Source organism: Billgrantia sp. NRB1, assembly GCF_056921725.1.
This window is the reverse complement of record NZ_CM167783.1, coordinates 3,075,622-3,090,144: the sequence shown is the minus strand read 5'-3', so window position 1 is coordinate 3,090,144 and position 14,523 is coordinate 3,075,622. Positions and strand designations below refer to the sequence as shown.

The following is a 14,523-nucleotide window of genomic DNA, read 5'->3' as shown; positions in this document are numbered from 1 at the left end:
CCGGCACTGATCGTTTGCATAGCCCTGACGCCCAGCGCCGCCTACGCCCGCGCCCTGAACGAGCCGCTTTCCAGGGCGGGGCAGTCGAAGATGATCCGGCTTGCCGGGGTGAATGGCGTTAACCTTGCAGGCCCTTCAGGTCTGCCACCAGCGCTTCCAGGTTGGCCTTGTAGCCGGCTTCCGCCACGCGCCGCTCGGTCATATAGTAGCCGCGCAAGGCGTTGTAGCTGGTGAACCGGCCGACCGCAGTGATTTCCTGGTCATAAATCACGTCGCCATCGGGGTTGGTAACCACGTAGTGGATAACTACGGTGCGTCTGAGCGGACCCAGCGAGACCACGCGATGGCTGATCAGTCCCCACTCACCACCGTCTATCAGGGTGGCATCCAGGGTGTAGCCCTCTCCCAACAGGTTGGCGCCTTGCAGGGTATCGTGGAGCAGCTTGGTGAAGCCTTCGTCGCTCGCGTTGGGGCTCACCCGCCCCGAGAGGGTAATGATGCTGGTGCCCTTGAAGTCTGTTGCCGAATTCACGCTGATGCCTTGATAGAGCGGGTGCTCGGCGCCCACCGGGTCGGAATCTTCGTAGAGGGTGTGTTCGTGCCTTGGCTCTCCGGTGAGGGTGACACACCCAGTCAGCATCGCCATGGTGAGGAAGGCGATGAAGAGTTTATTGATTTTCATTCTTTTGGTTCCCTGTTTTGTCCCTGCTTTCCTGTGCAGTGGTCAGTCGATAGTACCAGCCATTATGGTGTTTTGAGTCAACGAAGCATCGTTACCCTCATGTCGCGAGCATGGTGTATCTGCACCGAGAGCCGGTGCTGGCTGATAGGCATCTTTGGTCGGCTGGTAGCCTCCTGTGTCGGGAGGGTGGAATGCGGTATGATGCTTGCCCATTTTTCAAGCTCGCCCAATGACAGGAGATATGGCCATGGCTGAGCAGCCCAAGGGACAAACCGTCACTATTGATGGCACCGAGTACCCGTTCGATGACCTCTCCGAGCAGGCCCGCGCCCAGCTCACCAACCTGCGCGTTACCGACCAGGAGATCGCCCGCCTCAACCAGCAGCTGGCCATCGCCCAGACCGCCCGCGCCGCCTATGCTCGCGCCCTGAACGAGCAGCTGCCCAAGGACCAGCACTGACCCACGGGCGGCGCTGCTCGGCGCCGTTCGGCCCACCTGAACGAGAGTCTCCTATGACCTGGCAACAGGCCAGCATCACGCTAGATCACCTTCAGGACGCCATGGCCCGCTGCGACCGGCTGGGGCTGGCGGCGTTTCGCAGAGCCACTCATCCCGGCTTCAAAGCCGCCAAGGGTAAGCGCGTGACCTATCAGGGCCGTGGCCCGTACGAGCCGCGCCCGCTGCTCGCCGCCGCCTATGCCCTGGCGTGCCCCGACCAGCCTGCCCTCGGCCCCAAGGCCTTCTCCGGCGACAGCGCCCGTCAAACCCTTATCCGTCACTACGGCTTCATGCTGGAAGGCGAGCAAGCGGAAAACGTGCCCGCGCCAGAGGCAGCGTCGCACGAAGCCCCCGGCGTGACGATCGATGGCACCCGCTACCGTCTTGGCGACCTCTCCGAACAGGCCCGCGCCCAGCTCACCCACCTGCGCGTTACCGACGATCGGATCAACAATCTCAAGCGGCGCCTGGCTATCGCCCGGACCGCGCGCCAAGCCTATGCCGAAGCGCTGGCGGCGGCGCTGCCGAAGGAGGTGCACTGATGAGAAAGCGTTACTTGTTCCCGCTGTTTGTGCTTGCTGCCGCTATAGTGCTTACCGGCTGTGGCCGAGTGCCCTTGGTGCCGATTCTGTAAACGCGATACCGTGTTGCTGATTCCGGCTCATCCCGCCATCTGGCCGACATGTGGCCGGCGCGTTTCATGCTGATAGGCGGGGATGCCAACGTAAGGCGCCAGCTGCAGCTACTGCCCATATGACGGGGCCGCTGCGCTGGGCTAGGCTGGAGGCGGGCACGGCGCAAGCCGTGCCCGCTTCGTCGTTATGCCGGGATCGGAGAGTGTGTGGCTGGTATGCGCAGAGAGGCCCGCGGGCAGGGGGCCATGGATCGTCGCTGGCGCCGTTGGCAGCGCCTGGGCGGCGCGGTGCTGATGGCGCTGGTAGTGGCGGCAGCGCTGGAGCTGCTGCCCTGGAAGTGGCTAGAGCGCCTGGAGTGGCAGGCCTTTGATCAGCGCGTACGGCTCGATCTGAACGGTACGCCAGACCCGGCCTTGAAGATCATCGATATCGACGAGCGCAGCCTGCAGGCGCTGGGGCAGTGGCCGTGGCCCCGGACCATGCTGGCGGAGCTGGTCGAGACGCTGTTCGAGGAGCATGATGCCGCGCTGCTGGGCATCGATGTGGTCTTCGCCGAGCCTGAAGTCTCGCTGTGGGAGAGCCACTGGCAGCAGCTGCGCGAGCAGTATCCGGCTCTCGAGGAGGCGCCGCCGCCCGATGACGGCGACCAGCGCCTGGCCGAGGCGCTGGCCGGCTACCCGGTGGTGCTGGGCTACTACTTTCAGTCTGACGTGTCTGCCCAGGCGCTGGTGTCCACCGGGGCGCTGCCGGCGCCGCCGACCCTGTCCGGCGATCACGCCCTTCCGCTTCCCGAGCCGGGCCGCTATACCGGCAACCTGGAGGTGCTGCAGCAGGCTGCCATGAGCGGGGGCTTCTTTGACAATCCCCGTGTCGATGCCGATGGGGTCTATCGACGCATGCCGATGCTGCAGCGCTGGCAGGGTGAGGTGTACCCTTCGCTGCCCTTGGCCATGCTGCTGACCCTGTTAGGCGGGCCGGAGGTGACGCCACGGGTTGCCGAGGGGGGCGGCCAGGCCCAGCTCGAGGCGCTTGACGTGGGGGGCTTCGAGATCCCGGTGGATGGTCAGGGCGCCGCACTGGTGCCCTGGTATGGGCCTCGCGGGCACTTCGAGTACGTCTCGGCCGTGGACGTGCTGGAGGGCGAGGTGGCACCGGGGGAGCTGGCCGGCGCGACCCTGATACTTGGTGCCTCGGCCCCGGGCCTGATGGACCTGCGTGCGACCCCGGTGGGGGCGGTGTTTCCCGGGCCGGAGATTCATCTGAGCCTGCTGGCCGGCATGCTGCATCAGTCGTTCATGGCCGAGCCGCCCTGGGTGGCCGGCGTTGAACTGGTGACTCTGGTGGGCCTCGGGGCGTTGATGGTGGTGGTCTACCCGCTGGTGGGCGCGCCCTGGCTGGTGGTACTGAGCCTGGGCCTGGTGGCGCTGAGCCTGGGCGGCAACTGGTGGGCCTGGCAGCAGGGTCTGGTACTGCCGGTGGCGGGCTTGCTGGTGCTGCTGATCGTACAGCTGCTTTGGCATCTCACCGCCAATCTGCTGCGTAGCCATCGCCACAAGCAGTGGGTGGCGGCACGCTTCGGCCAGTACGTGCCGCCGGCGCTGGTCGATGACATGGTCGAGAGCGATGAGGATTTCGGGCTTGCCGGTGAGGAGCGCGAGCTGACCGTGCTGTTCTCTGATATCCGCGACTTCACGGCGTTTTCCGAGTCGCTGGCGCCTGGCGAGCTGACCGCGGTGATGAATCGCCTGCTGACGCCGCTGACCGCCGCCATTCATCGTCACGGCGGAACCATCGACAAGTATATGGGCGATGCGGTGATGGCCTTCTGGGGGGCGCCGCTGCGCGATGCCGATCATGCCGATCACGCCCTGCACGGTGCCTGGGCGATGCGTGAGGCCCTGGACACGGTCAACCGCGAGCTGGTCGCCGAGGGCAGGCCGCCGCTGTCGATGGGGATCGGTCTGAACAGCGGCGAGATGAGCGTCGGCAACATGGGGTCACGCTTTCGCATGGCCTATACGGTGATGGGCGACAACGTCAATCTCGGCTCGCGCCTGGAGGGGCTGACCAAAGTCTATGACGTCGACCTGATCGTCAGCGAGTCGGTGGTGTCGCTAGCGCCGGCATGGGTGTTTCGGCGGCTGGACAGGGTCCAGGTCAAGGGGCGCGAGGCGCCGCTGTGGATCTACCAGCCGCTGGGCCTGGCGGAGTCGCTCCCGGCGGCACAGCGCCAGTGGCTGCGGGCCTATGAAGCGGCCGTCGAGCGCTATCAACGGGGCGACTTCACTGAGGCGGCGGCAGCCTTCGGGGCGCTGCCCGACGACGATCCGGTGACCCGCCTCTATGTCGCGCGGCTGGCAGAGCTTTGCCGCCAGCCGCGCGGCGAGTGGGATGGGGTATGGCGGCATCGCGACAAGTGAGTGCTAGGGGTCGATGATGGGGCCATCTTCCGTGAATTGTCGGTCGAAGACACCGCTGCCGCCGAAGATGGCATCGTCATTCCAGGCTTCGATGATGGCCATGATGGCTTCGGCGTCCTCGCCGACATATTGGCCGGTAAGGCTGGCACCGTCGAAGAAGCTCTCTCCGAAAATCTCCAGTGGTATATCGTCGAGGCTGAAATCCTCAGGCAATTCGGACCCGCCGAGAAGCTCCCCCATGTCGTCTCCGAAGCTCAGGAAGACTTCGAGTGCCCCAAACTGATCCATCCATATCTCCCCCTCTTCGATAGGGATGGGGTCTTGCTCGCCGGCGAGGTCGACCAGCGCCGTCCCGTCCTGCCAGTCGAAAATGAAGACCCCCTCCGGTGACTCCTGCAGTGCTTCCTGAGCGCTCTCGGGTAGTGTGTCGCTGATCGTCGTCTCCGGCGCGACGCTGATAAAGGCCAGCGCCTGGGGGAGGTCGTCCCCCTCCGGCACCGGGGTGCCGGCGGCCCAGTAGCCCCAGGTGATTTCGCCGTCGTCGACCTCGTAGACGCCGAGCCCCTCGGGCGTGACGTTCTGCTCATAGAGCTCGCCCAGGCGCCCGGCGCTATCGCTGGCGCTGAGCAGGGTGCTGTCGCTGTCACTGGGGTCGTAGTCGATCCAGCTGGGCTCTGGCTCGGGCTCGATCAGCTCAAGCTCGGCGAAGATGCCGCTGGCGGTATAGCCGCCGCCGATGCCCCAGGCGTCGAGCTGGGCCATCAGCGCTTCGGCGTCGTCGCCGACATACAGGCCTTGCAGGGTGCCGTCCTGAATGTCGGCCGTGTCATCGGTGTTGACGAGCTGGATGCCCTGGAGCATGAAGCTTTCAGTGTCGAGATCGCCCTCCAGTTCGCCGTGGTCGTCGGCCAGGCTGAGCCGCACACCGATCTCGCCGCCGAGGCCCTCGCCAAGCGAGGTGAGCGTCAGCTCGCCGTCGACGATATCCACGCTGGTGTCGTCCTCGAAGCTGACCAGCGGGGTGCCCTCGATCCAGGAGAAGGCCAGCGTGGTGCCTTCGTCGAGTTGGTCGGCAAGCGAGGCGGGCAGGCTATCTTCGACATCGAGCCCGGGGGAGGCCGAGATAAAGGCCAGCGATTCGACCAGCGGCATGTCATCGTCGGGCAGGGTGGTGCCGGCGGGCCAGTAGCCGTAGGTGAGGGTGCCGCCGTCGACCTCGTAGACGCTGAGGCCCTCGGGGGCGACGTTCTGCTCATAGAGCTCGCCCAGGCGCCCGGCGCTGTCGCTGACGCTGCGCAGGGTGTTGTCGCTGGTGCTCGGGTCGTAGTCGATCCAGTCCGGCTCGGGCTCGGGCTCGGGCTCGGGCTCGGGTTCCGGTTCGGGTTCCGGTTCGGGCTCCGGTTCGGGTTCTGGCTCGGGCTCCGGGTCGGGTTCGGGTTCGGGTTCCGGTTCGGGCTCTGGCTCGGGCTCCGGCTCGGGTTCTGGCTCGGGCTCCGGTTCGGGCTCCGGCTCGGGTTCCGGTTCGGGTTCTGGCTCGGGTTCCGGTTCGGGTTCTGGCTCGGGTTCCGGCTCGGGCTGTGGGGGCTGGATACTCTGCTCGAGCTGCTGTGTCTCGCTGCTTTGCAGCGGCTCCTGTACCTGTTGCGGGTCGGCTTGGGTGACCAGCATCACGCCATCCTGGTCAAGCGAGGTGTCGCCGGGGGTGGCGACTTCGCCAGCCTGGCCGAACAGCGCGCTGGCTTCCGGGCGCAGCTGCGGCGGCTGATCGGCGGCCGAGGAGAAGAAGACGTCGCCGGGACGGGCCAGGCGCGTGCCGGCGTCGGTGATGATCGCGACCAGTCCGCTCTCGACCTTGAGGTAGGTGCCGGGCTCGGCATCGGGAAGTGGAGCGTATCCCTGCTCGGGGATGTGCAGGGCCGCCAGACTGGTGCCACGGATGCCAAGGGTGGCCACCGGGGTCTCGTGACTGACGTTTTCCGGCGTGGCCTGGCCGATGGCCCCGGTGATGGCACGCATGCCGCCGCGCAGCAGCTCGGTGCGCTTTTCACCTTCCTGAGTATCCTCCTCCTGCTGGTACTGGGTGAGGGTGAAGTGGCTGTCGGGCTTGATCGCCTGGGTGCCGCCGTCCTGGTAGCGAATCTGCACGCTGGCAGCGGAGCCAGTCTCGATGCTGTCGCCGGGGTAGAGCTCGTCGCCACGGCTGGCGCTCAAGCGCGTGTCGCCGCGAATGATCTGGGCATCGCCATGCACGAACATCAGCTGACCGGCGGGCGTTTCGGCCAGGGCCGGCAGGCTGAACATGCCGACGAACAGGGCGCCGCCAAGGCTGGAGGCGAGGGGCCGGAGGTGTGGGCGAGTCGTGTGGTCCATGTGTGACACCTTGAAGACGGCTGGGTGGCCGCTACCTCAGAACAGGTAGCTAAGGCCCAGGCGAGCCTGTAGCCGGTGGCTATCGAAGAAGTCGATGCTTGAGTGGCGCCGCTCGTAGTCTGCCGCGGCGTGCAGCAGCCAGTCGCGGTCGAGCTGAAGGTGCCAGGCAACGCTGGCCTCCCAGCTGCGATCATGCCGCGTGGCGGGGGTGAAGTCGTTATAGACAGCGAAGCCTGCATCCTGGTAGCGGCGCCAGCGATGATCGAGATCCAGGCGCCACTGCTGGCGCTGGCCGACGGGGATGTCGACGCCCACGCCGAGACGCAGGTGGTCGAGATCGCCGCCGTCTCGGCGCGCCTGTCCGGCCTGGCGGCTGGCCCGCTCGTGCTCGGCGAGACCGCTCAGGCGCAGGGTCCAGCCGTCCTGTGGGAGGCGCAGCTCCGCCCCCAGCCCGGCGCTGCGGTAATCGTTGTCGGTGTTCTGGTCGAAGCGGTTGTCGTGGGCGTGGCCGTGCCAGCGGAGCTGGCTGCTCTGAGCCAGCGGGTGGCGGTATTCGGCGCTCAGCCCCCAGCGGCGCAGCAGCCGACTGAAGTCGGTGTCCTGCCAGGCGCGTAGCGCATCGAGAGAGAGGGTCAGCCGGCGCTCGGCGTCGAGAGCGTAGTCCCAGCCGAGGCGCCCTTGAACGACCGAGAGGTTGTAGGCCTGGGCCGCTTCGCGCTGGTAGTAGCGGCTCTGGGCGCCGGCCTCGAATAGCAGTCGCTGGTCGTCGCCGAGCGGTTGACTGCCCCGGTAGTGGCCGGCGAGACGCTGGAAGTGGCTTGCCTTGCGTGCCAGCTCGATGCGCTCTGCCTCTTCGACCAGCGGGCGTAGCGCTTCGGGGATCAGCTGGTTGGGATCGATCAGAAAGCGGCCGGGAAACCGTTGAGCGTTGCTGTCGTAGCCGGTCTCGAGCATCAGTCGGGTCTGGTGCCGGCGGCCTTCATCGCGCTGGCGCTGCTCGTCGATGCCCCGCTGGTAGCGCCGCATGGCCTGGCGCGCCCGGGGCGGCGGTTTCAGTGTGGCGAGGGTGTCCAGCTCGCGCTGGGCGGCATCGATCTGGCCGAGCCGCAGGTAGGCGCCTACCCGCTCCATCCTGGCAGCGGCATGCTGGGGTTCGAGCTGAATCACCCGATCGAGGGCCAGCAGTGCCTCGCTGGGGTGGCCGGCGCGCAGTGCCGCCACGCCAAGCCAATAGTCGAATTCAGGCGCTCCGGCGTGGCGCTGATCGAGCTCTCTGAGCTGCCGGTAGGCGGTCTCGGGGGCATCGGCCTGAAGCTGCTGGCGCGCTTTGTCCAGTACCGTCTGGTGGGCCTGTGCCGCTGGTCCGCCAAGGCTTGCAGTGAGTACGGCCAGCGATAGCAGGCCGGCGGGCGGAGGGCGAAAGACACGGAGAAGTCGCTGTGGCATGGGCATGGCGGTGTCATTGTTGTGGTGAATTCAGTGGCGGTGGCGAGCTCAGAGGCACTGCCAGCGCTGTGCACCCAGGACCGTGGCGAGCTCGGCGATGACTTCCTGGCGATATACCGGCTTTACATGGGTGATCCACAGCTGGCCGGGTTGCTGGGTCAGGCTTGCCAGCAGCTTGGCCACCAGTGCCGGGGTCATGTGGCCCGCCTGGCGTGCCAGGGAGAAATGCCGGTCGGGAAAGGCGCACTCCAGCATCAGGATGTCGATGTCGCCGCAGGCGTCGAGATGCTCGACGACGCTGGGCGCGTAGGTGGTGTCGCCGCTGAACACGAATGTTGTCTCTGGCGAAGCAACCCGAAAGCCACAGGCCGGCACCCGGTGGCTGACCGGAAACGGCGTGATCGTTAGGGCGCTATCCTCATCGAGTGGGAGCGCCCGCCCGGGCGTCAGCGGGGCAAAGCGCAGCACCGGGTGCTTGGTGCTGGGTAGCGCGCTGAAGTCCGGCCACAGCTGCTGGTTGAACAGGTGCCGGCGCAGGACATCGATCACTTCCGGCAGGGCGTGGACGGTTAGCGCCCTGTCGCTGCTGACGAGCCGCTCGAACAGGCTGTCGATGAGCAGCGGTAGACCGGCAACGTGATCCAGGTGCGCATGGCTGAGGTACACATGCCGGATGGCGAAGGCCTCGTCGCAGGAGAGGCGCGCCAGGCCGGTGCCGGCGTCCAGCAGGGTCGTCTCTCCGATCAGCAGGGCCGTGGTGGCGCTGTCGCCACCGATCCCGCCGCTGGCGCCCAATACACGTAATTTCATTGTTTAGCGTTCCGTTACATCATCATGTCGAGATAGCACTTGCAAGGGGGTGGCGCTTTCATGAGCCGAGATAGCGCAGCACGGTAGCGCTCAGCGGGTCAGTTTTCTGGCCATGTCGGCACCAAGCACGCCGAGCATGGCGTCTTTGAGGCTTGGATCGCGCTGATAGAGCGCCTCGAGATCACGGCGTTGCCAGGCCAAGTAGTCGACCGGCCCCTTGGTTACCACGGTGGCGCTGGCGGGTTTGCCGGTGACGAAGCTCATCTCGCCGGCGAAGTCGCCCGGGCGCAGCGTGGCGCGGTGCTGGCCGTCGGCGTGGACTTCTGCCTCACCGTCGAGCAGCAGAATCAAGTGGTCGAGACGCTGATCCTGCTCGATCAGCGCAGCATTAGGCGGGCAGCGGTCGCGCTGGGTAGGCCGCAGTACCTTGAGCATCTTCCGCGGGGACAGCATGCGGAAAGTGTGCTGATGCAGCCACCGCTGGTCGTCGTCGAGGGCGACGGGGCGCCGTGACAGGAGCAGCACGGTGAGATTGAAGGCATTGATGACGATGAAAGCGAGCTGCCAGCCGAGTGCCGAGTAGAGCGGCGTTTCGAGAAAATAGAAGTAGGGCAGTGTACTTAGCGCAGCGAGAATGGTGATGGCCCGTAGGTAGGCCATGTCGCGCACCAGGTACGCAAGACAGAACAGCAGGTTGGCAAAGAAAAACAGACCGGTGGTCATGGTGGTACCGTCCTCTGGCAGTAGCCCCGGGCATTGCTATGCCGATGCGTGTGTGGCGTATGCTACCCACGCCATGAGCCTGGGTAGCAAGTTTTCCACATTTGCCGCGTACTGAGGTGCGGTCAGCGACGGCCCCGATGGGGCCGTTTTCGCGCGAGCCGTTGGGATCAGAACATATCGTCTTGCAGGTTGCCGATGAGCTCGGCGAGGCCCGTCTCCACCGTGGCGTCTTCCAGCAGCTGGCGGTGGAATTCGGCCCCGTTGTCGGTCTCTTCCCACTGCTCGCGCAGCAGCAGCTGATCGTGCAGGCTCAGCGGCTCCTTGAACTGCCGCAGCGCCAGGGCATCCACGGCGACGCTGGCCGCCATCACCTGCTGAGCTTCTTCACTCAGCAGAATGCTGCTGACGACCTCGTGGCGGACTTGGCCCTGTTCGAGCTGGGCCAGCCAGTAGGCGTGCCCTTCGGCGTCCGGCGCGCGGTCCAGCACCTCCCGGTAGAGCCTATCGATAAAGGCCGTGTCATCCTTGTCGTCCCAGGCGAGGGCGAACTCGGCGCTCTGCATGATGTGCTCGACCAGTGGCACGGCGTTGCTCTCCTCCTGCAGCACATCGATCCAGTAGGTCAGGCCGTCGGCGTCGGCGCTGCGCGACAGCAGCCCCTGGTAGGTCTGCAGGATCAGCCCGGTGCCGTGCTGGAACTCGGGGGACTCGAGCATCGCCGCCACGACATCGAAGCGGTCCAGCCGGTCCGACTGCAGCTGGCCCTTCCAGTAGGCCAGGCCCCCGTCATCGGGGTCGCGACCCAGCAGATCGCGATAGAGCGGCTCCAGCAGCGGGCTCTCGGCGTCGAACAGGCCGGCGTTGAGGGGCTCTGGCTCGAACTGGTGGAGCTGGGACAGGCCCGGTGCGCCGGGGTCGACGATGACCCCGTTGGCCTGTCCATCGGCATCGAAGGGGCCTCCATCCTCGATCACGAAGTCGAGGCGCGTCTTGTTCCCCATATGATAGGTACGCCCGCCGTGTGCGGGGCTGGCCAGGTTGACCCAGTCGCCCTGGGCATCCTGTTTCCAGTAGCCATCGACGAGCACGCCGCCGTCGAGAAACAGCGAGAAGTTCTGCGGCTCGCCCACGGTGGACAGGCTGGCCTCGAAGCTGAGCATGCCCACCGGCATCTCCAGGGTGTCGGGGCGGTCGTCGGGGGCGTCCCACTGGGCCATGTTGAAGAGCCGGGCGCCGGTGGGGTCGGCGTTGGTGTCCTCGGTGGCCAGGGTGATGAACACCTCCTGAGCCTCGCCGGGGCGGGAGCGGGGCGTGCTGGTATGGAGCAGCCCCTGGGAGACCACATGGTCCTGCTGATAGTCGGGAATGCCGTCACCGTTGCCATCGCCATGCCCCGAGCCATCGGGGTTGGGCACTCGATCCTGTTCCTCGGCGGGGGGAATCTCGGGCTCGGGCTCGGGTTCGGGCTCTGGCTCTGGCTCTGGCTCTGGCTCGGGATCGGGCTCTGGCTCTGGCTCGGGTTCTGGTTCGGGATCGGGATCGGGAGACTGTTGGGGGGGCAGTACTTCGATGGTCACGCTGGCGGTGGCCTGGTTGCCGGCGGCATCCGTGGCCTCGACCAGCAGGGTATGCTGAGCATCCGTGTCGCGGTCGAGGGCCTGGGTGTCGATGAGGCGTAGCTTGCCGGTGTCGGCGTCGATGGCAAATCGACCCTCGGCATCCTCCAGCAGGGCGAAGCTCAGCGGCGAAAGGTTATCGGCTGCGATGCTGCCAAGGGCGGTGTCGTTGCTGGCATCTTCATGAACCTCGAAGGCCTGGTCGCTCAGGTCGGGCGGGGTGGTGTCGATCACCCAGGCCTGGTCGTTGCTTGCCGGCGCGCCGAGGTTGCCGGCGAGGTCGGTCTGGCGCACCTGCACCTGGCCGGCAGCGTAGTCGCCTTCGGGCAGGTCGAAGTGGTCGCCGCTGCCGGCCTGCCAGCTGTTGCCGCCGTCCAGGCTGTACGCCCAGCTGGCGCCCTCCACCAGGTCGCCGACCTCGATGCGGCCGTTCTGGGTGATGCCGTCACTGTCGCTGGCGCCGGTGTCCTCCGCCAGGGCCAGGCTTGGCGCCTCGGGCGGGGTGGTGTCGATCACCCAGGCCTGGTCGCTGCTTGCCGGCGCTCCTAGGTTGCCGGCCAGGTCGGTCTGGCGCACCTGCACCTGGCCGGCAGCGTAGTGGCCTTCGGGCAGGTCAAAGTGGTCGCCGCTGCCATCCTGCCAGCTGTCGCCGCCGTCCAGGCTGTATGCCCAGCTGGCGTCGGTTTCCAGGTCGCCGATCTCGATGCGGCCGTTCTGGGTGACGCCGTCGCTGTCGCTGGCGCCGGTGTCTTCGGCCAGGGCCAGGCTTGGCGCCTCGGGCGGGGTGGTGTCGATCACCCAGTCCTGGTCGCTGCTTGCCGGCGCGCCGAGGTTGCCGGCGAGGTCGGTCTGGCGCACCTGCACCTGGCCGGCAGCGTAGTCGCCTTCGGGCAGGTCGAAGTGGTCGTCGCTGCCATCCTGCCAGCTGTCGCCGCCGTCCAGGCTGTATGCCCAGCTGGCGTCGGTTTCCAGGTCGCCGATCTCGACCCGGCCGTTCTGGGTGATGCCGTCGCTATCGCTGGCGCCGGTGTCCTCCGCCAGGGCCAGGCTTGGCGCCTCGGGCGGGGTGGTGTCGATCACCCAGGCCTGGTCGTTGCTCGCCGGCTCGCTGGTATCACTCGAGGGGGCGGTCTGGCGCACCTGCACCTGGCCGGCAGCGTAGTCGCCCTCGGGCAGGTCGAAGTGGTTGTCGCTGCCATCCTGCCAGCTGTTGCCGCCGTCCAGGCTGTATTCCCAGCTGGCGTCGGCCTCCAGTTCGCCCACCTCGACGCGGCCGTTGCTGGTGATGCCGTCGCTGTCGCTGGCGCCGGTGTCTTCCGCCAGGCTCAGGGTGGGGGAGGGGCTGGGCTGCGAGTAGCTGGTGCTGCCGTAGAAGTCCTTCAGCGTGAAGTGGTAGAAGTCATCACTGGTGAATAGCAGTCTGTCGATGCCTAAACCGTCGCTGTCGAAGTCGACCGTGTTGCCATGGTAGTTGGGTGAGGCGCCTTGGCCAGGCACCGTAAAACTGCCGACTTCCATGCCATCCAGGTAGGCTTGAATCAGCGTCGGTTCCGCACTGGATTCATTGAGGACCCAGAGGCTCTCGAAGGTGAAGGGCTCGCCGTCTACCCTTGCGATATCGAAATAGCCGATGCGATCCAGGTTGTCGGGTATTTCACCGCCGACCTCATAGTCGCGGTGGCTGATCGAGATGCTGGGGCCGTCGTCGCCATCCGGTGGAACGTTATCCTCATCGTTGTAGGTGAAGGACCTCCCTCTGAGGTTCAGGTCGGCATCTCTGTCGGGATCGTCCCAGAGCAGGGTGACCCGGAAGTCGACGCCGTGGTGGCTGAACTCGATATAGGGGTCGAAGTCGGGGTCGTTGATGTCGCTGCTGAAGATGTCGGCATCGGTAAAGTCATCAAAGGGCTCATGGAACTGGCCCAGCAGGCCGGGATAGTCCGGAACGTTCAGCAGCGCCTTGGCCTGCGACGCAACATGGCCTCGCACCACGTCGAGCGCCCAGTCGCCACCCAGCTCCCTGGCGCCGGTCGGGCCACGGGAGGCGGCAACCGCGGCACCGCTATGCTCGGCGATGGCGTTGACAAAGGCCTCACCCTTGCTGCCCTTGGCGAGATCGCAGCCATAGAGCAGCAGGGCACCCTGGGGCGTCAGGCTTCTGCCGATGACCGCCAGGTCCAGGGCGTAGTGCTCCATTGTCTGGGCATCCAGAGTGACGGCCCCAAGCTGGAGGACGCCGGGACGCCCATGGCACAGCAGATGAAGGGCATCATAGTCCTGTGCCAGGGCGGCCCATCTGGCCATCTGGGCCAGGCCGTCGCCATGGGCATCGAGCAGTTGCACTTCCACCCCCATGGGCAGCGCCTCGATCAAGGCATCTCGGTGCTCCAGGCTCGCGTCGATAAACACGACGTCGCGCCGGCCCGGGGTGGAGCCGGTAACGGCCTGGGAGAAGGGCTCAGGCGCCGGGGGAGTAATGGCCAATCGTTCGGATCGAAATGCGCTGCTTTCCATGGGAAACTCCCTGAGTACCGATCGGGTCATGGCCGCCTGGTTGACGGCTCTTCTTCATGCTGATCAGTAAAACCGATCTCTGGCTGGGCTGACCGGATCACTCCGGTATCAGTTGCGCTGTGGAAAGATGCCCTGGACCGCGATGCAGTAGGTCATGCCAAGCTGTGGCGGCAGGTTGCTGAAGGGGTAGTTGCCACCGGCAGGCCGAATGTCGACGTGGGCGTCCTCCTGCTGGATCATCACGCCCTGGAGTTCGACCAGGTTGTCGTCGCTCTCGGAATAGAGATTGTCGTTGCGTCCACCGCTCAGCTTTCCGAGCCTTCTGTCGGATGCCGGTGTCTTATGCCCCCCTTCCGAGGTGGTCGCCACGATCTTGCCGCTGAAGTCGCCGGGAGAGTAGTGGGCTCCATGGGTGTGGCTGGGCATTTGCGCTTCGGTGAGCGTGACCTCCTCCTCACCGCGCTGCTGAGCGAGCTCTACGGATTGACCGCCTGGGCGTTGGCCGGTGCCCACCATGCTGCGGCCTCGCAGGTCGGGCAAGGCGAAGGTGGTATGGCCGTTGCCCCCGTAGTTTGGGCCAAGCAGAGCGAAGAGGGCATTGTATTCAGAGACTTGAAGCACTTGGCCGTCGGCTGCCATATAGCCTCTTGGACAGAAGTCGGCCGCCGTGGCGCAGACCGAGCCTATGTAGGGCTCCGAGCTGCAGGCCTGGGCCGCAGGGGCGGCCATGACGAGCAGGCCGGCGGTGGCAGTGAGCAGGGTGAGCGGTGGCTTGGGCGTTGGCATCGGTAAGCTCCGAACGACATGT

The 14,523-nt window shown here is 66.2% G+C and carries 10 protein-coding genes; 3 read left to right on the top strand and 7 right to left on the bottom strand.

Going from position 1 to position 14,523, the window contains the following annotated elements; all coding sequences use genetic code 11:
* Positions 1 to 118: 118 nt before the first annotated feature.
* Positions 119 to 682 (bottom strand): hypothetical protein, encoded by a 564-nt coding sequence (locus ACZIYR_RS14040; protein ID WP_483527111.1) that lies wholly within the window; start codon positions 680 to 682, stop codon positions 119 to 121.
* A gap of 247 nt (positions 683 to 929) precedes the next feature.
* Between ACZIYR_RS14040 and ACZIYR_RS14035 the strand changes: the two genes are divergently transcribed.
* The 3 genes from ACZIYR_RS14035 to ACZIYR_RS14025 all read left to right on the top strand — a co-directional run bounded on the left by ACZIYR_RS14035 (position 930) and on the right by ACZIYR_RS14025 (position 4,236).
* Positions 930 to 1,142 carry a DUF6447 family protein gene (locus ACZIYR_RS14035; RefSeq protein ID WP_483527110.1) on the top strand — a complete coding sequence of 71 codons (213 nt, stop codon included), beginning with the start codon at positions 930 to 932 and terminating at the stop codon, positions 1,140 to 1,142.
* Between the two features lie 53 nt (positions 1,143 to 1,195).
* Positions 1,196 to 1,723, top strand: coding sequence for a ScoMcrA-related endonuclease (locus ACZIYR_RS14030; protein ID WP_483527109.1), 528 nt, complete (start codon positions 1,196 to 1,198; stop codon positions 1,721 to 1,723).
* A gap of 338 nt (positions 1,724 to 2,061) precedes the next feature.
* On the top strand, positions 2,062 to 4,236 hold the full coding sequence (locus ACZIYR_RS14025) for a CHASE2 domain-containing protein (protein WP_483527108.1): 2,175 nt from the start codon (positions 2,062 to 2,064) through the stop codon (positions 4,234 to 4,236).
* A 3-nt stretch (positions 4,237 to 4,239) separates the two neighbouring features.
* Here the strand turns inward: ACZIYR_RS14025 and ACZIYR_RS14020 are convergent, their stop codons facing one another.
* The 6 genes from ACZIYR_RS14020 to ACZIYR_RS13995 form a co-directional block, all read right to left on the bottom strand.
* Positions 4,240 to 6,606: a FecR domain-containing protein gene (locus ACZIYR_RS14020; protein ID WP_483527107.1), complete on the bottom strand. Its 2,367-nt coding sequence runs from the start codon at positions 6,604 to 6,606 to the stop codon at positions 4,240 to 4,242.
* A gap of 36 nt (positions 6,607 to 6,642) precedes the next feature.
* Complete coding sequence (locus ACZIYR_RS14015) at positions 6,643 to 8,052, bottom strand: tetratricopeptide repeat protein (RefSeq protein WP_483527106.1); 1,410 nt, start codon at positions 8,050 to 8,052, stop codon at positions 6,643 to 6,645.
* Positions 8,053 to 8,100: 48 nt separating this feature from the next.
* Positions 8,101 to 8,862: an MBL fold metallo-hydrolase gene (locus ACZIYR_RS14010; RefSeq protein WP_483527105.1), complete on the bottom strand. Its 762-nt coding sequence runs from the start codon at positions 8,860 to 8,862 to the stop codon at positions 8,101 to 8,103.
* Between the two features lie 90 nt (positions 8,863 to 8,952).
* The gene (locus tag ACZIYR_RS14005; protein WP_473034324.1) at positions 8,953 to 9,585 is read right to left on the bottom strand and encodes a cyclic nucleotide-binding domain-containing protein; all 633 of its coding nucleotides are present in this window, start codon (positions 9,583 to 9,585) and stop codon (positions 8,953 to 8,955) included.
* 167 nt (positions 9,586 to 9,752) lie between these two features.
* On the bottom strand, positions 9,753 to 13,715 hold the full coding sequence (locus ACZIYR_RS14000) for a DUF4347 domain-containing protein (RefSeq protein ID WP_483527104.1): 3,963 nt from the start codon (positions 13,713 to 13,715) through the stop codon (positions 9,753 to 9,755).
* A 108-nt stretch (positions 13,716 to 13,823) separates the two neighbouring features.
* Positions 13,824 to 14,501, bottom strand: coding sequence for a phage tail protein (locus tag ACZIYR_RS13995; protein WP_483527103.1), 678 nt, complete (start codon positions 14,499 to 14,501; stop codon positions 13,824 to 13,826).
* Positions 14,502 to 14,523: the final 22 nt, after the last annotated feature.

Bases quoted from the DNA above. Each gene is read 5' to 3' on its own strand.
- ACZIYR_RS14040 (WP_483527111.1), bottom strand. From the start codon at position 682: ATGAAAATCAATAAACTCTTCATCGCCTTCCTCACCATGGCGATGCTG.
- ACZIYR_RS14035 (WP_483527110.1), top strand. From the start codon at position 930: ATGGCTGAGCAGCCCAAGGGACAAACCGTCACTATTGATGGCACCGAG.
- ACZIYR_RS14030 (WP_483527109.1), top strand. From the start codon at position 1,196: ATGACCTGGCAACAGGCCAGCATCACGCTAGATCACCTTCAGGACGCC.
- ACZIYR_RS14025 (WP_483527108.1), top strand. From the start codon at position 2,062: ATGGATCGTCGCTGGCGCCGTTGGCAGCGCCTGGGCGGCGCGGTGCTG.
- ACZIYR_RS14020 (WP_483527107.1), bottom strand. From the start codon at position 6,606: ATGGACCACACGACTCGCCCACACCTCCGGCCCCTCGCCTCCAGCCTT.
- ACZIYR_RS14015 (WP_483527106.1), bottom strand. From the start codon at position 8,052: ATGCCACAGCGACTTCTCCGTGTCTTTCGCCCTCCGCCCGCCGGCCTG.
- ACZIYR_RS14010 (WP_483527105.1), bottom strand. From the start codon at position 8,862: ATGAAATTACGTGTATTGGGCGCCAGCGGCGGGATCGGTGGCGACAGC.
- ACZIYR_RS14005 (WP_473034324.1), bottom strand. From the start codon at position 9,585: ATGACCACCGGTCTGTTTTTCTTTGCCAACCTGCTGTTCTGTCTTGCG.
- ACZIYR_RS14000 (WP_483527104.1), bottom strand. From the start codon at position 13,715: ATGGAAAGCAGCGCATTTCGATCCGAACGATTGGCCATTACTCCCCCG.
- ACZIYR_RS13995 (WP_483527103.1), bottom strand. From the start codon at position 14,501: ATGCCAACGCCCAAGCCACCGCTCACCCTGCTCACTGCCACCGCCGGC.